Below are 18,412 nucleotides of genomic sequence, written 5' to 3'. Positions count from 1 at the left end.
AGAAAAGGACGGAGGGTCGATGAACGGAAAGCGTGAAACAGCCCTGGTGGCCGGAGGAGCCGGCTTCATCGGGTCGCATCTGTGCCGGGCGCTGCTGGACCGGGGGCATGAGGTGATCTGCCTCGACAACCTCCAGACCTCGCGGGAGGTCAACCTGCGGATGCTGGAGGGGCATCGCGCCTTCACCTTCGTGCGCGGCGACATCGTCGATCCCCTGCCCGATGCGGTCACGCGCCGGCGCGACATCAGCCGCATCTACAATCTCGCCTGCGCCGCTTCTCCCCCGCAATATCAGGCCGATCCCGAACATACGATGCTGACCAGCGTGGTCGGAACCGATCGCCTGCTGCGGCTGGCGGAGCAGGTCGGCGCGCGCTTCCTGCTCACCTCCACCAGCGAGGTCTATGGCGATCCGGAGGCGCATCCCCAGCGCGAGGACTATCGTGGCTGGGTGAACTGCACCGGCCCCCGCGCCTGCTATGACGAGGGGAAGCGCGCGGCGGAGGCCATGGCCTTCGACTTCGCCCGGCTGGGCCGCGCCGATGTGCGGGTGGCGCGGATCTTCAACACCTATGGCCCGAACATGCATCCCGACGATGGCCGGGTGATCTCCAACCTCGTCTGCCAGGCTTTGTCGGGCGATGCCATCACCATCTATGGCGACGGATCGCAGACGCGCAGCTTCTGCTTCGTGTCGGACATGGTGGACGGGCTGATCCGGTTGATGGAGGCGCCCTTGTCCGACATGGCGCCGGTCAACCTGGGGAATCCTGAGGAATATACCATCCTGCAACTGCTGGATCAGGTCGTGGCCGCCACCGGCACGCGGTCCCAGGTCGTGTTCCAGCCGCTGCCGGTCGACGATCCGCGCCGGCGCAGGCCGGACATCCGCAGGGCGCGCCAGTTGCTCGGCTGGGAACCGCACGTTCCCTTGAGCGAGGGGCTGGCGATCACCTGCGCCTTTTTCGAGAAGGAGCTTTACGATCGCATGCCGGGCTTTGCATGCAGTCCCGCGTTGAGCGGCGCCTCCTTCGTGGGAGGCGCGGGCATCGCGGCCGAATGAATCCGGGCGTCAGGCGCTGCCCTGGCGGCGCTTGGCGAGCGATGCGACGATCTCCCGGGGCGCGACCGGCTTTTGCAGCCGCAATGTATCGCCGAGATCGGGCGGTATGATCTCCTCGTCATAGCCGGTCAGGAACAGGAACGGCACGCCCCGTTCCTTCAGCAACCGCGCAAGGTCGAAGGAGGGACCGTTTCCCAGGTTGATGTCCAGCACGGCGGCGGTGGGGCGTTCCTGGCGGATCGCCGCCATCGCCTTCTCCTCGGTCGGGAAAGGCCCCATGATCCCGGCTCCCGCGCCTCGCAGCGCTTCCGCCGTATCGAAGGCGAGATAATAGTCGTCCTCGACGATCAACACCGTCTGTGCCGCAAGGTCGGTCTGGCCCATCATGCCGGGACTCAGCCTCCGTTCGCTTCGGCCGGGCTGGCCATGTGCGATCCGTCGGCGCCCGTTTCGGCAGTGCTGAAGAAGCCGCCCGCCAGAAGGATGGCGAAGGCGATCACGACCAGTAACAGGCTGATGCCCAGAACATAGCGGGTGACATGGGTGGAAGCGCCGCTTCGCGCCTCCTGCCGTGAGACATGGGTGACGATGCGGCCGTCTTCCTCTTCCTTGTGCATCGAAAACTCTCCTTTCGTTGAGGAGAGAACAGGCGCGCCGACGGGCTAGTTCCCGGAAAGGCGCGGCCCTGGTCGATCTTTTATCCGGGTGCAACAAGGGTCTGGCCGCCACGCCCGCCGTCAGCCGCTGTGGCGGAGGAACTCCGCTATGGCGCTGACATTATGGCCGACCTGCTCGACCGCCTGCTCCAGCCGGGCACGCGATGTGCTGAAACGCTGCTGCCAGTAGCGCGCATCGCTTTCCCGATCCAGCGAGACATGCTTCAGGTCCGGGGGAGCGGCAGGGGCGGCGAGGCTATGGACGTCCGTCATCGGTCTGCGTTCAGAAGGTCGAGATGATGTTTCACCACAGGCACGATCTTCGCCGCCGCGTCCTTGAGCGACCGGTCGGAACCGTGGGCGGCATAATCCTGATGCAGTTGCAGCGCCTGGCTGTGAGCCGCCTTCTGCTGCTGCCAGTAGAGGGTGTCGCGGGCGGCGCCCTTCGCCTGCTTCAGCGCCCTGACCTTCGCCTGCTGATCGGGCGTCAGACTGGGCGGCGGCGCCTTGACGCCCGATGCCGCAGCCGCGCTTTTCAGCATGGCGGTGCTCTTGCCGTGATCCCTCACCATCATGGTGGCGAAGCTCTTGACCCTGGCATCCCTGGTCGTTTCCAGCACGATCTTGCTGGATGTCTGTTCGTACAGGTCGCCCGCGCCCGCTTTCCCCAGATAGGCAGTGGGCGATTCCGCCGCGGCGGCGGGCATCGCCACGGCGATCAGCGGCATCAGCAAGAGCATTTTGGACATGGTCGTTCCTCCTGCAAAGCCAGCGGTTTTCGGGGTTAGGAGGTTCCACGGCCCCACGCCCGCGCGATAACCTGCATTAGGCTGTGTAGAGATTCAGCCCATGGCGGGCTGCAAATGGCGGCTTTCTGCGCTTCCAGTGCTCACGTACTTTGAGTACGCTGCGCGCTGGTTCTCGAAAGCCACCATTTTCGCTCCACCCTGAACTGAATCCCCACACACCCTAGACAAACGGCAATTTTCCGGAGGCCGCCGGAGGGCGTGCCGCGTTCATCGGCTCTTTTTCTCGCTCCATCCCAATTATTTGCTGCGAGGAAACATAGGTGAATCCAGCATGAACCAGAAACGCTATGGTGGGGGCAGGTTCAATCGATATTGGTCCAGGGGGGCTTAACAGGGAGTAGTCCATGTTAAGCCAGGTTGCCGAAGGCGAAAACCAGGTTCATTTCCGAATGCATCAGTTTCTGGCCCGGGAAAATGAAAAACCCGACGCCATGCTTTATGTTCAGGAAGGGTGGGCGTGCCGATACCGGCTGCTGTCGGATGGCCGCCGCCAGATTACGGCGCTTTATCTGCCGGGCGATTATTGCGATCCGCAATGGGCGCTGGGCGGGGTGGCGTCCCAGCCCGTGGTGGCGATCACCAACGTCAGGGCGCTCCGGCTGCCCTGTCGCATACCCTCGCACGCCGGTTTCGACGGGCATAACGGCTTCTGGCAGGCGCTGTCCGGCATGATCGAACGGCAGGCCAACTGGCTTGTCACCCTGGGCCGCAAGACGGCGCTCGAACGGGTGGCGCATCTGCTGCTGGAATTGTTCGAACGCATGCGGCAGGCGGGCCTTGCCTATGGCCAGCAATGCGCCATGCCGCTGACGCAGATGGAGATCGCGGACATGACCGGGCTGACCCCGGTCCATGTGAATCGCACGCTGCAATCCATGCGGGCGCGCGGTCTGGTCGAACTGCAATCCAAATGGCTGCGCATACCGGAGCTTCAGGCCCTGCGCGAAGTGGCCGCCCTGACCGGCCAGGACATGGCGGCCTGATCGGACGGGCGCGAACTTCTTGATGTCGCGCAACTTCTGCAACCGTCCAGCCCCGGAAAATGAGGCCCAACGGCAAAAATTGCACCTGCATTAGCATATGTTAGCGAGCGTCGGCGGGCGGCTGGAGCAAGGTGAATCCTTCTTCGTTCGAACGCCGGCGCCGGCCGGTCGACCGAAGGAGAATGAGCAGCGCCACCAAGACGACGAGTCATGACACGATCCGGGATGAATTCCTCCACCCTTATAATGAGTCCCATGCCGCACTGCTCCGTCGTTCTTCCCGCCGGGGGGAGAGCGCCGCGTCGCGACGGCCCGGTCCTGCATGCGGCAGGCCGGCATTCCGCCATGGACAGCCGGACGGCCAGCGGCGAGCATCGCGGCCGTGGCGGAGACGAAGACGGCATCCCATCCCGCTCATGAAAATGCCATCACCGATCCTGTTGCCGCTGCTGGCGCGCCTTGGCGGGCGCACGGCTCTCTCGAAGGAAGACGGCGCCGCTCTGCTATCCCTGCCGCACAGCCTGCGTCATTGCGAACCGGGGGACTATATCATCCGGGAGGGCGACCGGCCGCAATCCTGCCTGATCCTGCTGTCGGGCTTTGCCCATCGCCACCGCATATCGTCCAATGGCGGCCGCCATATCGTGGGAATACATGGCCGGGGCGACATATTGACGCTGCCGCCGGTGCAGCTCTTTCCATCGGAGGATTTCGTCCAGGCGCTGACCGATCTGCGCGTCGCCGCCATTCCGCTGGAGGACGTGCTGGCGCTGATGCGCGAGCGGGCGAACATCGCCGATGCGCTGTGGGCGGAGATGACGGCCGAAACATCGGTCTTCCGCGCCTGGATCAGCAATATGGGCCGGCGGGACGCCAGGGGAAGGATAGCCTATCTGCTTTGCGAGCTGGTGATGCGCAGCTATCCGGAAGGGGGATCGGACGGGTGCCGGCTGATCCTGCCCCTGTCCCAGGTGGAGCTGGCCGACGCCACCGGCATGACCACCGTGCATGTCAACCGGACGCTGAAGGCGCTGGAAAAGGCGGGGGTGATCGAACGCGACCGGCGGCGGATCACCATCCCCAACTGGCGCCGCCTGACCGAACTGTCCGATTTCCGCCCCCAGGCCTGGCTCGGCCGGATGGACCGGCATGTCGAGTTGGAGGAAGAACAGGGTTAGCCGGCGGAAGGGCGAAGAAGCGCGCCGGCCATGATCCAGGTTATGGGCCGGCCAGGAACGGGGGAACGTCCGCCGCCGTTCTGTGTGCTGGGAGGCATGGCCATATGCTTCCCCTCAAGACCATGAAACCAGAGGAACCGCCGACATGCACGAACCGGAACGTCCCAGCGATCGGCGTCTCGGGCTGGCGGCGATCTGGGTGGTGGGAATCGTCCTGCTGGTGATCGCCGTCGTCTTCATCGGGCGCAATTTCTGGCATCATGACGTGCTGAAGGAAGACCAGCAGACGGGCGAGAACAGGGCCGACGACCATGAGGGCCTGACGCCGAACGAAAAGCGCTGAAGCGGCGCCATGCGGCGCGTGGATGCTCCAGAGCCAATCGACATTCAGAAGATGACGAGCCGAGCCGGAGGCCACCGAAGGTAAAATGGCGGTTTTCCGTGACCCGGAGCGCGGCCTACTCAAAGTAGGTGAGCACCGGAAGCACGGAAAAGCGTCATTTGCAGGCCGTCAGGGCTGAATGTCGATTGGCTCTAGTCGCTGGGGTGCAGCAGCCTCTTGGTCATGGGCAGGCTGATGTGCACCTTGAACGCGCCGGGCGTCCAGTCGATGGTGCCCGAACCGTCCAGTTCGAACGGGATCGTCTTGGTCAGCATCTCCGTGCCGAAGCCGGACCGGCGGGCGGCTGTCGGGCTGTCGCCGCCCTTTTCCTCCCAAAGGATGCGCAGCACCGGGCCGGCCGGTTCGCGGTCGCTCCACCATCGGACCCAGACCCGGCCGCCGTCCGACCCGAGCGCGCCATATTTGATGGAATTATTGCCCAGTTCATGAAAGGCGAGGGCCAATGTCGTCGCGGCCGAGGTGCGCAGCCGGACATCCGGCCCCTCCAGAAAGGCCTGTTCCCCCGCACGGACGGCGAACGCCGCCAGCTCGTCCATGATCAGGTCGTGCAGTTCAAGTCCATGGCGTTCCGCCAGGGCGAGATTGGATTCGATCCGGGCGATGGCGTCCAGCCGTCCCAGGAAATGGCTGGTGAGATGGTCGACGGAATCGCTGGTCGCGGCTGTCCGCCGGAAGATGGAGCGGACGGAGGCGATCAGGTTGCGCAGCCGATGCTGCACGTCGCGCAGCAGATATTGCCGCGCCGCCGCCTCCAGGGCGTCGACATTGCCGAACTGCACGACGCAGACGCGATAGTCGGGCGTCGTCACCAGTACGGCGGCGAACAGCCGCGCCTCGCATTTGCCGTCGTCCCAGCTCAGCCGTGCCGCCGACTCGCCCGATGCCGGCACGACCAGCCGCCCGCCGATCAGCCGGTCCGGCCGAATGCCCAGCAATTCCGTCAATGCCGCATTGGCGCGCAATATATTGTCGTTGGGCCCGACCTGGATCTGGGGCAGGGGAGAGGCATCGAAGAGGGCGAGGAAGTCGCGCCAGCCGTCGGTCGGGGATGGTGTCGTCACGATGCCTCTTGCGCCGCCGGATGCAGATAGGAAGGATCGAAGGCGCAGACGCGCTCCAGCGCTGCGAGATCCGGCACGAAAAGATGGCGCCGGTGCAATTCTATCAGCCTTTGGCGACGCATTTCCTGCAATATTCTGTTGGTGTGCACCATCGTCAATCCCGTTGCGTCCGCCAGTTCGAGCTGCGTGACGGGAAAGTGGAAGCCGTTGCCGCTGACCAGGCCCACTTTCAGCAGCCGGTGATAGAGTTCGCAGAAGAGATGGCTGAACCGTTCCAGCGCGGTGCGGCGGCCCAGATTGACGCACCACTCCCGCTGGATGGACGCGGTGATCAGGGCGTTGATCCACATCGCCTTGGTGATTTCGGGATGGGCCAGCGCGATCTCCTCGAACTGGCTGCGTCCGACTTCGGCAACCCTGACCGGCGTGAGCGCGGTGACGCCATGGTCGGCGCGATGGAGCAGGAAGCAGAAGGGATCGCACAGATCGCCCGGCAGCAGCAGGCTGACGATCTGGCGGCGGCCGTCCTCCAGCATCTTGTACCGGGCCGCCCATCCCTCCAGCAGGAAGAAGATGGAGGTCAGCCGGTCGCCCTGGGTGAACAGGTCCGTGCCGGTGCGAAGCGGTTGAAGCGCCCGACCGGCCAGGCCGTTGATCACGTCCCGGTCGCGCCGGCCGAGCGGCCAGTGCGCCGCCAGTTTCTGGGCAGTGATGCTATCCTTCATCGCAACCTGCGGGATATCGAGCGATGACATGGCGCGTTTCCACCTATGTTATTTTCTGCCGCCCATTCCCGTGCGACGGCTGGCGGGAGAGGAGAGATGAATGATGGAAGGGGTGACCCCCGGCGCGGTTCGCGTGCTGGTGGTGGAGGATGATTATTTTCTCGCGAGCGACCTTGGCGCCTTGCTGGCCGAAGAGGGGTTTTCGGTGATGGGCCCGCATGGCAGCCTGTTCGGCGCGCTCAAGGCCATTGCGGAGCACTTGCCTGACATCGTCATGCTCGACGTCAATCTTCAGGGGGAGATGAGCTATCCCCTGATCGACGAACTGGTCGCGCGTTCCGTGCCGGTGATCATCGTCACGGGCTATGACGAACAAAGCCTGCCGTCGGCCTATGAAAGCTGCAGGCGGGTGATCAAGCCCTATTCCCGCACGGACATATTGGGGGCGATCGGCATGGTTCTGGCGGGCACGGACCACAGGCTCTGACATCGGGCTCTCCCTTTCTTTCCGAACCGGTCGTGCGCTGGACGTTCCGCCCGACCGGGGCGTCTGTCATTCACACCGATGGTCTGCCCTTGCCCATATCGGTGGGGCGGGGAAGGGACAAGGCCATGCATACTGCGTGACAATGGCAGTGGACCGGCCGACGCCCGGACGATCGGCGAGGATAGGGCGAGTGGCATGGCAGAGCAACCAGCGGCAGGTCTTCCTGTTCCCCGGCGGATATTGATCTGAGTTAATAATCGCCTGCTTTCCGGGCGGATGACATATCGGGGTCGCCGCGCCATGGCGGGACGAAAGCTCAACCCCGGCCGCGGATCGAAAATTCCGACATCATCTGAACCAGCGCTTCGAACCCTTCGTCGCCCTTTTCCAGCGCATCGTTCAAGGCGCGTTCGATGATGTCGGAAACGAAATGGGAAGGGCCGGCATAGGCGAGGGACCAGGTGACGAAATGGCGATGCGGCGCTTCGCCCGATGCGATCGTCTGAACCTCCCTGTGGCGCCGGTCGCGCAGGATGCTCGCCTTGAGGTTTTCGATGGCGGCCGGCGCGCCTTCCAGATATTGGGCGAAGCGGTTGCCCGTGAACAGCAGCGCGCCCGTCACTTCCAGCGAGCGGTTGCGCGGAATGGAGACCTGGACGATCTCTTCCATGTGTTTTTCGGCTTGGGTTGCATCCAACTGGCTGGTGCTAATATAGGACCATCGAGCAAGCATGCGACGATGATGCCATTTGTCTGAGGAAAGTAAAGGCGAGGCGCATGATGGGACTGAAAATGCGCCCCGCCGGTTCCAGGCCGGCCTCAGCGGAGAAAACGGCCCCCGGCTGTCTAGGAGATGAAGGTTAATGCAACCGCTCCGGGCGATATCGTAAAAATACCTATTTCCCCGCTAATCGGCGTGCAAGTCCAATCATTTATGGGATTCCGCGAATCTGTGGGAACCCGTATGACCGAGCCGCTAGAAAAGCCGTCCGACGACCGGAGCGCGATGATGGAGAAACGCCGGCACCCCCGGCAGACCGTCTTCAAGACGGCATTGCTCTATCCGGTCGTCGAGGAAGCGAACCTGTCTGTCGAAAATGTGTCCCATGCGGGACTGAGCGGACGGTGCGCCCTGTCGCTGGGCTTGCACCAGCAGGTGCATGTGAGCTTCGACGACGCCAGCTTCCGCACGGCGGAGGTCCGCTGGATCAACGGGCCCAAATGCGGTCTTCTGCTTGAAGAGACATTGCCCTGGATTCCGGGCGAGGAGCCTGATGCGAACCCCGCGCCCCAAACCTACGAGCCGCGCAGCCGCCGACTGGCGGTCGATTTCTCCGCAACGCTGGTGACTTCCACGCCCGTGTTGATCGGGACGATCCGCAACCTGTCGGCCGAAGGGATGATGATCGAAGTGGGCGGTCTGGGCGAAGGTACGCGGCTGCTTGTGAAAACCCGCGGCCTGGATGTACGGATGGGGCGGGTGCAGTGGTCGAGCGGCGGGATGATCGGGGTCTTCTTCGAACCCCGCCGGACGGCTGCGAACTGACGCGATAAAAAAGAAAGGATCGGAGCCGAAACCATTGGCGGCTTCGCGCGTTGGCGCGGGAATGATGGTCTAGGCAATTGGCTATGAACCCAGGATGTCCAGTCTATATCGTGGACCACGACAGCAGGATGCGCCAGGAACTGGTGCGAATCCTGCGCCGGGAAGGGTTCGGGCCCGTCCCCTTTTCCTGCGGTTCCGACTTTATCGAGGCGCTTGATTTTCTAGCGCCCGGCATTGCGGTGATGGAACTGCATCTGGCCGACATGGCCGGGCCGGCGGTTCAGCAGGAACTGTCCGCGCGGCGGGTGGACATCCCCCTGATCGTCATGACGGCGTCGCGCGATATTCCGACGGCGGTCGACGTCATAAAGCGGGGCGCCATCGACTTTCTGGAAAAGCCCTTTGCCGACGGCCTGCTGCTCAAGGTGCTCGCCAATGCCTGGCCCATGCTGGAACGGAACATCGAGATACAGCGCCGGCGGGAAGCCGCCGCAGCCTATTTCGGCAGCCTCACCAAAAGGGAGCTGGATGTCGTGCGCGCGCTGAGTTCCAGCGGCAGCAACAGGGATGTGGCGGACGCGCTGCAGATCAGCATCAGAACGGTGGAAATGCACCGCGCCAGCATCATGAAGAAGTTCGGCGTCAAGAAATTCTCCGAAATCATCCGGTTCTTGCCCGATTCAGGATTACCCTGACCTGTTGAATATGTGAAATCGTCGCCATCATTCCCAATATACAGGATTGGAAATGACAAAGATGGATGTTCCCGGCCCCATATTCGGGGGCGGGATTGTCAGAAAGAAATGGACCGATCTCAGGCAGGCATCTGATTGTGAAACATCGTCTGCGTTTACGCCATGGTTAATGGTGAAAAAACCGAAGCAGGACAGGGTCCCGGGTGACGATGATTTCGGATATTTCAAGTCGCAGGAAGAATGCAGGCGAATAATAGGCAGATATAAGAAGGTGGCGGACGCCATGATTTCCGACGAAGAGGAATCGGGTGTCGACTGCCTTTGCTGAGCCTGTCGACTTTTCCATGAAGCGCTTTTGCGATCACCGGTTTTCCTCAGCTTCGCGCCTGGCGGCAGCGCAGGGCGGCCATTGAGGCGAGCAGCATGACGCCCGCTGCAAAGGCCATGGTCCAGATCGGCTCCGTCGGGAAAAAATGCCGCATGATCGTGCCCATGACGGTGGCCACCAGCAGTTGCGGGATGACCACGAAGGCGTTGAACAGCCCCATATAGATGCCGAGCTTCGCCTGCGGCACGCTGGAGGCGAGCATCGCATAGGGCATGGCGAGCGTGGATGCCCAGGCGATGCCGATGGCGACTTCCGACAGCAGCAGCATGCGGGCGTCGCGCAGGAACAGGAAGGAAAGGAAGCCCAACGCGCCCAGCATCAGCGCCAGGGCATGGGTCTGCGCCTGGCCGATCCGGCGGGCGAGCGGTTGCAGCAGGAAGGGTGCGGCCAGGGCGGCGACGCCATTATAGGTGGCGAAGAGGATGCCGACCCAGTTGCCGCCCGCATTATAGGCGGCGCTGGTGGGATCGGCGGACCCGAAGACATATTGGGCGACGACCGGCGTGGTGTAGATCCACATGATGAACAGCGCGGACCAGGTGAAGAACTGGACGAGCGCAAGGCGCTTCATCATGACGGGCATGGTCGCGAAATTGCCGACCACATGGGTGAGGAGATTGTCGGTGCGACCGCCCCGGTGCAGCCGGCGCGCCAGCATCCGCGCCGCGCCATAGCCGGCCAGCAGCGCGCCGAGCAGGTACAGTTCCTTCTCCAGCGACCGGATGCGGACGATCGCGACGACGGCCAGCCCGGCGACGATCCAGAGCGTGCCGCCGGGCGGGATGGCCGGGACAGCGTCCCTCTCAGCGACGGGCTTGCCCTCCGACGGTTCGAAGCGCGTCATTTGCTCGGGCGAATATTCGCGGGTGGTGAGCACGGTCCACAACACCGCCAGGAACAGGGCCGCGCCGCCGATATAGAAGCTGATCCGCACCGTGTCGGGAATGCCGGACCCGCTGGCGACATTGGCGACCCCCAGCTTGTCCAGCAGCCAAGGCGTGGACGAGCCGATCACCGCGCCCGCACCGATAAAGGCGGTCTGGAGCGCGTAGCCCGCCATATGCTGTTCCTTCGCCAGCATGTCCCCGACAAAGGCCCGGAAGGGCTCCATCGAAACATTGAGCGAGGCGTCCAGCACCCACAGCATCATCGCCGCAGCGAGCAGGCCGGGCGCATTGGGCATGCCGACCAACGCCAGCGCCGCGAACAGCGCGCCCGCAAAGAAATAAGGCCGCCGCCGCCCAAAACGGCACCATGTCCGGTCGCTATAATGGCCGATGATCGGCTGGACGAGCAGCCCCGTCAGCGGCGCTGCGATCCACAGCAGCGCCAGATCGTCCAGACTCTCGCCCAACGACTGGAAGATGCGGCTCATATTGGCGTTCTGCAGCGCAAAGCCGATCTGGATGCCGAAAAAGCCGAAGCTGATGTTCCACAGGCCCCAAAAGCCCTGGCGAGGGCGGGACTGCGGTTCCAGATTATCTTGCGCCTGATCCATGCGTCCCCAACCTTTGCTTCATACTTATTCCTATCCCCGTTCAGGCTCAGGGCGAACGGCGTGGGGTATCTTATCGTATTGAGCGCCTGCCCTTGCCCCCACCCGCCACGAAGCGGATCGCTTCCCCCCCGCCCGGCGCGAGATTGATGCTCAACACATCCCCCTTCTTCACCGCCTTCTTCACGATCACGATCGCATGACGCGCCTCGGTGCGATAGTCCGCCCCCGGCCCATCCCGATAAATCTCCGCCACATAGGACCGCCCGGCCTCCAGAAAGTCGAGCTTCACCTGACTGGAGCGCGCCTCTTCATCCCCGACCGCGCCCAGATACCAGTCATTGCTGCCCTTGGCCTTGCGCGCGATGGTCACATAGTCGCCCACCTCGCCATTCAGCACGCGGGTGTCGGACCAGTCGGTCGGCACATCCTTGATGAACTGGAACGGCCCCGGATATTTCGCGTAATTTTCGGGCGTATCCGCGGCCATCACGAAGGGCGAGTACAGCACGACATAAAGCGCCAACTGCTTGGCGATGGTCGACTGGATCGCACTCCCCTCCGACCCGGAGAGGCTGAGCACGCCCGGCGTGAAGTCCATCGGCCCACCCAGCATCTGGGTGAAGACGAGATTGGCTTCATGCTCAGGCGGATTCTTGCCGCCGACCCAGGCATTATATTCCATGCCGCGCCCGCCTTCGCGCGCCACCCAATTGGGATAAGTGCGCCGCAAACCCGTATCCTTCACCGGCTCGTGACTATCGATGCTGACCTTATATTTCGCGGCCGCCTGCACCACGCGGAGATAGTGGTTCACCATCCACTGCCCCTCATGCCATTCGCGATGCTGGGAGCCATCGGGATCGACCCGCTCGATTTGCCCGGCGTCGGTGACATAGCCGGTCTTCACCACCCGCTCGCCATGGTCGGCGGCCCATTTGAACGCGCTGTCGAGCTGCCCGTCATAATGGCTGGCGGAGCCGCCCGTCTCATGATGGCCGATCAGCGTCACGCCCTTCGACCTGGCATAGGCGGCCAGCCCATCGGCATCGAAATCCTCGGTGGGCTGGGAGAAGTTCATGCCGTTGCCATTGCCGAACCAGTTGCCGTCCCAGCCGACATTCCATCCCTCGACCAGCACGGCGGGGATGCCGTTGGCGGCGGCGAAGTCGATAGTGCGGCGGACATTGGCGGTGGTCGCGCCATGCTTCGGCCCGCGCGCCCACGTCCAGTCTCCCTTGATCATGTTCCACCACACGCCGACGAACTTGCCCGGCCTGATCCAGCCCGACACGTCGCCCAGCCTGTTCGGCTCATTGAGGTTCAGGATCATATGGTTCATGTACAGCCCCGCCGCATCGTCCGCGATGGCGATGGTGCGCCACGGCGTCGAGAAACCGGCGTCCCGCGAAACCTTGGGCGCCCCGGAACCCGGCGTCAGCGCGGCGCGGAATATATTGCCCTGCGCCCGCGCCAGGTTCATCCCCGCATAGTCCACCAAAGCCGCCTCATGCAGCGCGACATGCGTGCCGCTGGCAAGCTTCACCGTCATCACCGTCTGCGCGGTGCCGACCGCATCGAGCGGCGTCCTGTTGTAGAGATATTCCTCCCGGTTCCATTCGAAGGCGGGCTTCCACCAGGCGGTCCCGCCCTCCGCAAAGGCGAACTGGGTCAGTTCCTCCGCGATATTGGCGTGATGCAGGTTTGCCTGATCGGGCAGCGTGTAGCGGAAGGCCACGCCATCGTCGAACAGGCGGAAGGTCACGTCCATCTCGCGCTGAAGGTCGCTTTTCTCGCGAAAGGCGAGGCGGATCTCATTGTGATGGTCGCGGATGCTGGACCATTCGCCCCAGGGCTGGGTCCATGTCGTGTCGCTCTTGCCGGTCTGGCTGTCGGCCAGCGTCAGGTTGCGCTCGATCTTCGGCGCGTCGGTGAACATGAAGCCCAGGCGGCTGTCCGCGATCAGCGCCTTGCCGTCGCGCTGCACGGCGTAGCTGGGGCGGCCTTCATTATCGAGGCTGACGGTCAGCGTGATGCGGCCATCGGGGGAAGCTGCCTTCGCCACCACATCGGCGCGGGCAGCCACCGGGGCCAGCGAAAGCGCGAAAAGCGGCAGGGTGAGCGCGGTCAGTTTCTTCATGATAATTCCTTTTGAGTCTGCCCTGACGAGATCAAAGCGCGACGTGCTGCCGCGGAGGCAGGAGCCCAGTTCAGGTGGTGGGACTGGATTCCTGCCTACGCAGGAACATTGTACGATGCCTTTAAACGCGCGCGACAAGGCCGGAAGCTGCGGGGAAATGCCATCCTTCGACTCCGCCGGTCGACAGCAACGGCTGCCAATGACCCGCCGGCGTCCATGTCACAGGCTCATCCCCAAGGTTGAACACGCACAGCAACCGCTCGCCCTCATGCTCCCGCTCGAACGCCAGCAATTCCTCCGGCGTCTCCAGGAAATCGATCGCCCCCACGCGCAGCGCGGGCGACCTGTTGCGCAGCGCCAGCACCCGCCGCGTCCAGTGCAGCAGCGAATCCGCATCCGCCTCCTGCACATCCACGGCGAGCGCGCGATGCGCTTCCCCGACCGGCAGCCAGGGCTTGGCCTCCGAAAATCCCAGATAGGGGGCATCCGCCCGCCACGGCATCGGCGTTCGCGCGCCGTCGCGGGAAAGCGTCAGCGGCCAGTTGGCGATGGCCTCGGGGTCCCGCAGATCCTCGAACGCGATGTCGACCTGCGGCAGTCCCAGTTCCTCGCCATAATAGAGGAAGATATTGCCGCGCAGGCAGGCGAGCAGCAGCATCTTCATCCGGCAATAGGCGTCCGGGTCCACCCCCTTGGCCCATCGCGACACCGCACGCGGCGCATCATGATTTTCGAACGCCCAGCTCGGCCAGCCCGTATGGGTTTCGCAGGGCCATTTGACGAGCGCCGTCTTGAGGAATTCGGCGGTCAGTTCCGGCGCATAGAGAAAGTCGAATCCATAAGCCGTATTCAGCCTGCCATCGCCCTGCGTGAAGGCCTTCATCTCTATGTCGCTGTCCGCTCCGCCGACTTCGGCCACGGTGAAGCGATCCCGATATTCATCGAATACTTGCCGGACTTTTTCCAGGAACAGCGGAATGTCCGGATGGCTCTGGCTGTACTTCTTGATCTGGAAGTCGAACGGCCGGGTCCGCACCTTGCCATCCTCCGGCGCGGGCGGATTGTCGCGCAACTCCGGATCGTGCATCGAATGGTTGATGGCATCGATGCGGAACCCGTCCACCCCCCGGTCCAGCCAGAAACGGATGATGTCGAAGACGCTCTCCTGCACCTGCGGATGATGCAGGTGCAGTTGCGGCTGCTGCGCCAGAAACTGGTGCATATAATATTGGCCGCGCCGCGCATCCCAGGTCCAGGCCGGGCCGCCGAACACCGACTGCCAGTTGTTGGGTGGGGAACCGTCCGGCTTGGGATCGGCCCAGACATACCAGTCCGCCTTGGGATTGTCGCGGCTGGAGCGGCTTTCGACGAACCAGCGATGCTCCTCCGACGTATGCGCCCAGACCTGATCGACGATGATGCGCAGCCCCAGCTCATGCGCCCGCGCCGCCAGCGCGTCGAAATCCTCCAGCGTGCCGAAGATCGGATCGACGTCGCAATAATCCGACACGTCATAGCCGAAATCGCGCATCGGGCTCTTGAAGAAGGGCGACAGCCAGATCGCATCCACCCCCAGCGACGCCACATAGGGCAGATGGGCGGTGATGCCTTTGAGGTCGCCGATGCCGTCGCCATTGGAGTCGGCAAAGCTGCGCGGATAAATCTGGTAGATGGCGGCGCCGCGCCACCAGGGGAGGGTCGTGTCGGTCATTGGGGTACGGCACTCCGGACAGCGCAGACGCTGTAGCTGAGAGGGGGGAGGGAGACGGCGGTGCTGCCGGGGGCGGAGGCGCTTGCGGCGCATTCGGCTCCGGCCAATGTGGTGAACTGGTCGGACCGCGCATCGACCTCGACCTGCGCCCTGATCGGCGCGGTGGACGTGTTGAAGGCGATCAATGTTTCCGCGCCGCTCTCCGGATCGAAGCGGGAGAGGGCGAAGAGGCCCGGCTCGTCGCCCCGCGCCCGGATGACCTCCCGGCCGCGCCGCAACGCCGGATGGGCGGTGCGCAGACGGGCCAGCGCGGCGATCTCCCGATAAAGCGGATGGCCGGTGTCGAAGCGCGGCGTGGCCGTGGTGGCGTCGGTCCCCAGCAGGCGGTTGTCGTTATAGCTCGCGACCCGGCTGCCGAACATATCCTCCCGCGCATCCTGATCGCCGCCGTCCCCGACAAAGCCCTGCTCGTCGCCATAATAGACGGTCGGCACGCCGCGCATCGTCAGCAGCATGGCGTTGGCCAGCATCACCCGGCGCAGCACTTCCTCATCGCTCGCCTGCGGGAAAGCCTTGCGCACGAAGGTGGCGAAGCGCCCGGCATCATGATTGCTGACGAAGGTCGGCAAGGTTCGCGCTGTCGCCTCGCCATCGCGATAGAGCACGTCCCCGGCCAGCATCCGCTCCCAGATCGCCGTCGCGCCGCTGCCCGCGACCGTCTCCAGCGCCGCCTGCCGGAAGGCGAAGTCCAGCACCGCCGGAAAGCCGCCCTCCTTCGTATGCCAGGCGAGCGGCCCGGCATCGACCGTCTCGACATAGACTTCCCCGAAAATATGGAAATTGGGGATGCCTTTCGCCTTGGCGCGGGCCTGCATCGCGGGAACGAACTGCTGCCAGAAATGCGGATCGACATGGCGCGCGGTGTCCACCCGGAAGCCATCCACGCCGAAACGGTCGATCCAGCCGCCGAAAATATCGATCATGCCCGCGATCACCCGCGGATTCTCCGTCATCAGGTCGTCCAGCCCCGCAAAGTCCCCCATGGTCGCGCTCTCGCCCGAATAGGTCGTTTCCCCGCGATTATGATAGTAAATCGGATCGTTGAGCCAAGCCGGGTTTTTGACCCGTTCCTCGCCCTTGGGCACATAAGGCGTATAGGCATAGGACGGGTCGGTCAGCCTGGCGAAATTCGCTTCGCCATGATCCTGATCGCCCGTGAAGCCCGCGTTGATCGGCTTGCCCCCGACGCCGCCCTGCCGCTGATAGGGATAGTCGGCCCGCGAACGATAGGGGCATGGTGTGTCCGCATTTGTGCTTGGGCATTCCCGGTAACGGATCACGTCCGCCGTATGATTGGCGATGATGTCCATATAGACCTTCATCCCCCGGCGATGCGCGGCCTCCACCAGCGCCGCGAAATCGGCGTCGGTGCCGAAATGCGGATCGACATGGGTGAAGTCGGTGATCCAGTAACCGTGATAGCCTGCGCTTTCCTGCCCCTTCGGCCCCTGCACCGGCTTGTTGCGGAAGATCGGCCCGACCCAGATGGCGGTCGCGCCCAGCCCCTGAATATAGTCGAGCCGCCGGATCAGCCCTTTCAGGTCGCCGCCATGATAGAAACCCTTGGAGGCGGGATCATGGCCGGTGACGAGCCGGTCGCCCTTCAACCCGCCCTTGTCGTTGGCCGGGTCGCCATTGTCGAACCGGTCGGGCAGCAGGAAATAGATGACTTCATCCTCCGGCAACCGCGCCCGGAAATCGGACGGCTGGGCTGCCGGCGACAGGGCAGGGATGGCCAGGGCAGCCAGCGCGGCAAACAGCATCGCCTTCCTTCCACGCATGGCGTTCCTCCCTTTGCCTTCTGGCTTGATTGCAGCGGCTTTCATAGGGGGTCTTAATCGGTTCGCACCCGCCGGGCCAAGCAGCCGACATACGTATTCAAAAGCTTATCTTTCCAATATCCGGGGCAGGGCGTAGGATCGCGCGATGGCCGTGAACGAAAAACCGACGTCCTTCGACATCGCGACGCTTGCGGGGGTTTCCCAGCCGACCGTGTCCCGGGCCCTGCGCGGCGACCGCACCGTCAGCGAAGCCACCCGCAAGCGGATCGAGGCCATCGCCCGCCAGCTCAACTATACGGTCGACAAGAACGCTTCCTCCCTCCGCCGGGGCAAGAGCAACACGCTGGCGCTGCTCTTCTTCGAAGATCTGCTGCCCGACGAAAGCTATATCAATCCCTTCTTCCTCTCGATGCTGGGGCCGATCCTGCAAACCTGCGCCAAGCGGGGCTACGACCTGCTGACCTCCTTCCAGCAGCTTTCGACCGACTGGCATGTCGATTATGAGGACAGCCGCAAGGCCGACGGCATCATCCTGCTGGGCTATGGCGATTATGAAAGCTATCGCGCCCGGCTGGAGCAACTGGTGGCGCAGGGCACCCATTTCGTGCGCTGGGGATCGGTCGACCCCAATGCGCTGGGCATGACCATCGGCTGCGACAACCGGCGGGGCGGGCGCGAAGCGGGACAGCATCTGATCGAGCGGGGGCGCCGGACCATCGCCTTCCTGGGCGATGCGTCGAGCCGCTATCCGGAATTCCGCGACCGCTATGCCGGGTTGACCGAGGCCATGCGGGAGGCCGGATTGCCGGTCGACATCGGCCTGCATGTCGACGCCCTTTCGACCGAACAGTCGGGGCATGAGGCGGCCAGCCGCCTGATCGCGCGCGGCCTGCCATTCGACGCGATCTTCGCGGGATCGGACCTGATCGCCATCGGCGCGATGCGGGCGCTGGACGAAGCGGGCATGCGCGTGCCGCAGGATGTGGCGCTGATCGGCTTCGACGACATCCCCGCCGCCAGCCTGACGCGCCCGCCGCTGACCACCGTCGCGCAGGACTATCTGCGCGCGGGCGAGGTGCTGGTGGACGCGCTGATCGGCCAGATCGACCGCAAGCCGGTGGAGCCCACGCTGCTCGCGCCAAGACTGGTCACAAGAATGACCGCCTGACTTCTCCCCTCCCGCAAGCGGGAGGGGCCGGGGGTGGGCAAGCCGCGCAGCGGCGTTCCTCCC

At 63.9% G+C, this 18,412-nt stretch carries 20 protein-coding genes; 9 read left to right on the top strand and 11 right to left on the bottom strand.

The window, feature by feature from the left end:
• The first annotated feature begins 19 nt into the window (after positions 1-19).
• Positions 20-1,063: an NAD-dependent epimerase/dehydratase family protein gene (locus tag H5V43_RS08465; protein ID WP_025551725.1), complete on the top strand. Its 1,044-nt coding sequence runs from the start codon at positions 20-22 to the stop codon at positions 1,061-1,063.
• A gap of 9 nt (positions 1,064-1,072) precedes the next feature.
• On the opposite strand, the gene H5V43_RS08460 is transcribed toward H5V43_RS08465, so the two are convergent.
• The 4 genes from H5V43_RS08460 to H5V43_RS08445 all read right to left on the bottom strand — a co-directional run bounded on the left by H5V43_RS08460 (position 1,073) and on the right by H5V43_RS08445 (position 2,468).
• On the bottom strand, positions 1,073-1,450 hold the full coding sequence (locus tag H5V43_RS08460; protein ID WP_244968605.1) for a response regulator: 378 nt from the start codon (positions 1,448-1,450) through the stop codon (positions 1,073-1,075).
• A gap of 8 nt (positions 1,451-1,458) precedes the next feature.
• Positions 1,459-1,680: a hypothetical protein gene (locus H5V43_RS08455; RefSeq protein WP_025551728.1), complete on the bottom strand. Its 222-nt coding sequence runs from the start codon at positions 1,678-1,680 to the stop codon at positions 1,459-1,461.
• Between the two features lie 120 nt (positions 1,681-1,800).
• Positions 1,801-1,992 (bottom strand): DUF3606 domain-containing protein, encoded by a 192-nt coding sequence (locus tag H5V43_RS08450; RefSeq protein WP_025551729.1) that lies wholly within the window; start codon positions 1,990-1,992, stop codon positions 1,801-1,803.
• Positions 1,989-2,468, bottom strand: coding sequence for a DUF4142 domain-containing protein (locus tag H5V43_RS08445; protein WP_244968604.1), 480 nt, complete (start codon positions 2,466-2,468; stop codon positions 1,989-1,991). The genes H5V43_RS08450 and H5V43_RS08445 overlap by 4 nt, the downstream gene beginning before the upstream one ends.
• A 404-nt stretch (positions 2,469-2,872) precedes the next feature.
• On the opposite strand from H5V43_RS08445, the gene H5V43_RS08440 reads away from it, so the two are divergent.
• The 3 genes from H5V43_RS08440 to H5V43_RS08430 all read left to right on the top strand — a co-directional run bounded on the left by H5V43_RS08440 (position 2,873) and on the right by H5V43_RS08430 (position 5,032).
• Positions 2,873-3,511, top strand: coding sequence for a Crp/Fnr family transcriptional regulator (locus H5V43_RS08440; protein WP_025547767.1), 639 nt, complete (start codon positions 2,873-2,875; stop codon positions 3,509-3,511).
• A 422-nt stretch (positions 3,512-3,933) separates the two neighbouring features.
• Complete coding sequence (locus H5V43_RS08435) at positions 3,934-4,689, top strand: Crp/Fnr family transcriptional regulator (RefSeq protein ID WP_037481737.1); 756 nt, start codon at positions 3,934-3,936, stop codon at positions 4,687-4,689.
• 145 nt (positions 4,690-4,834) lie between these two features.
• Positions 4,835-5,032 carry a hypothetical protein gene (locus H5V43_RS08430; RefSeq protein WP_099185653.1) on the top strand — a complete coding sequence of 66 codons (198 nt, stop codon included), beginning with the start codon at positions 4,835-4,837 and terminating at the stop codon, positions 5,030-5,032.
• A 191-nt stretch (positions 5,033-5,223) separates the two neighbouring features.
• Here H5V43_RS08430 and H5V43_RS08425 read toward each other — a convergent pair whose 3' ends face one another.
• Positions 5,224-6,153 carry an HWE histidine kinase domain-containing protein gene (locus H5V43_RS08425; RefSeq protein WP_025547771.1) on the bottom strand — a complete coding sequence of 310 codons (930 nt, stop codon included), beginning with the start codon at positions 6,151-6,153 and terminating at the stop codon, positions 5,224-5,226.
• Positions 6,150-6,908, bottom strand: coding sequence for a Crp/Fnr family transcriptional regulator (locus H5V43_RS08420; RefSeq protein WP_025547772.1), 759 nt, complete (start codon positions 6,906-6,908; stop codon positions 6,150-6,152). Before H5V43_RS08420 ends, H5V43_RS08425 begins: the two co-directional genes overlap by 4 nt.
• Positions 6,909-6,978: 70 nt before the next feature.
• On the opposite strand from H5V43_RS08420, the gene H5V43_RS08415 reads away from it, so the two are divergent.
• Positions 6,979-7,365, top strand: a complete 387-nt coding sequence (locus tag H5V43_RS08415) for a response regulator (protein ID WP_037481721.1) — start codon at positions 6,979-6,981, stop codon at positions 7,363-7,365.
• 316 nt (positions 7,366-7,681) lie between these two features.
• Here the strand turns inward: H5V43_RS08415 and H5V43_RS08410 are convergent, their stop codons facing one another.
• Entirely contained in the window at positions 7,682-8,098 is a 417-nt protein-coding gene (locus H5V43_RS08410; RefSeq protein WP_025547774.1) for a BLUF domain-containing protein, read from the bottom strand.
• 231 nt (positions 8,099-8,329) lie between these two features.
• Between H5V43_RS08410 and H5V43_RS08405 the strand changes: the two genes are divergently transcribed.
• From H5V43_RS08405 to H5V43_RS08395, 3 genes are all read left to right on the top strand, one after another.
• Positions 8,330-8,911 (top strand): PilZ domain-containing protein, encoded by a 582-nt coding sequence (locus H5V43_RS08405; RefSeq protein ID WP_025547775.1) that lies wholly within the window; start codon positions 8,330-8,332, stop codon positions 8,909-8,911.
• Positions 8,912-8,994: 83 nt separating this feature from the next.
• Positions 8,995-9,606, top strand: a complete 612-nt coding sequence (locus H5V43_RS08400; protein WP_025547776.1) for a response regulator transcription factor — start codon at positions 8,995-8,997, stop codon at positions 9,604-9,606.
• Between the two features lie 52 nt (positions 9,607-9,658).
• Positions 9,659-9,934: an HD domain-containing protein gene (locus H5V43_RS08395; protein WP_062017419.1), complete on the top strand. Its 276-nt coding sequence runs from the start codon at positions 9,659-9,661 to the stop codon at positions 9,932-9,934.
• 46 nt (positions 9,935-9,980) lie between these two features.
• Here H5V43_RS08395 and H5V43_RS08390 read toward each other — a convergent pair whose 3' ends face one another.
• The 4 genes from H5V43_RS08390 to H5V43_RS08375 all read right to left on the bottom strand — a co-directional run bounded on the left by H5V43_RS08390 (position 9,981) and on the right by H5V43_RS08375 (position 17,181).
• Positions 9,981-11,492, bottom strand: coding sequence for an MFS transporter (locus H5V43_RS08390; protein WP_193666640.1), 1,512 nt, complete (start codon positions 11,490-11,492; stop codon positions 9,981-9,983).
• Positions 11,493-11,562: 70 nt separating this feature from the next.
• On the bottom strand, positions 11,563-13,629 hold the full coding sequence (locus H5V43_RS08385; RefSeq protein ID WP_025547780.1) for a glycoside hydrolase family 97 protein: 2,067 nt from the start codon (positions 13,627-13,629) through the stop codon (positions 11,563-11,565).
• A 121-nt stretch (positions 13,630-13,750) separates the two neighbouring features.
• On the bottom strand, positions 13,751-15,340 hold the full coding sequence (locus H5V43_RS08380; protein ID WP_025547782.1) for an alpha-amylase family glycosyl hydrolase: 1,590 nt from the start codon (positions 15,338-15,340) through the stop codon (positions 13,751-13,753).
• A complete protein-coding gene (locus H5V43_RS08375; protein WP_025547784.1) occupies positions 15,337-17,181 on the bottom strand; it encodes an alpha-amylase family glycosyl hydrolase in 1,845 nt (614 codons plus the stop codon). The genes H5V43_RS08380 and H5V43_RS08375 overlap by 4 nt, the downstream gene beginning before the upstream one ends.
• 145 nt (positions 17,182-17,326) lie before the next feature.
• Here H5V43_RS08375 and H5V43_RS08370 point away from each other — a divergent pair, with 145 nt between their 5' ends.
• On the top strand, positions 17,327-18,349 hold the full coding sequence (locus tag H5V43_RS08370; RefSeq protein ID WP_025547785.1) for a LacI family DNA-binding transcriptional regulator: 1,023 nt from the start codon (positions 17,327-17,329) through the stop codon (positions 18,347-18,349).
• The last annotated feature ends 63 nt before the right edge of the window (positions 18,350-18,412 follow it).

The organism is Sphingobium fuliginis (genome assembly GCF_015074805.1).
Taxonomy (GTDB): Bacteria; Pseudomonadota; Alphaproteobacteria; order Sphingomonadales; family Sphingomonadaceae; genus Sphingobium; species Sphingobium fuliginis.
Note: the sequence above shows the minus strand (reverse complement) of the source record. Positions and strands in the feature narration are given on the sequence as shown.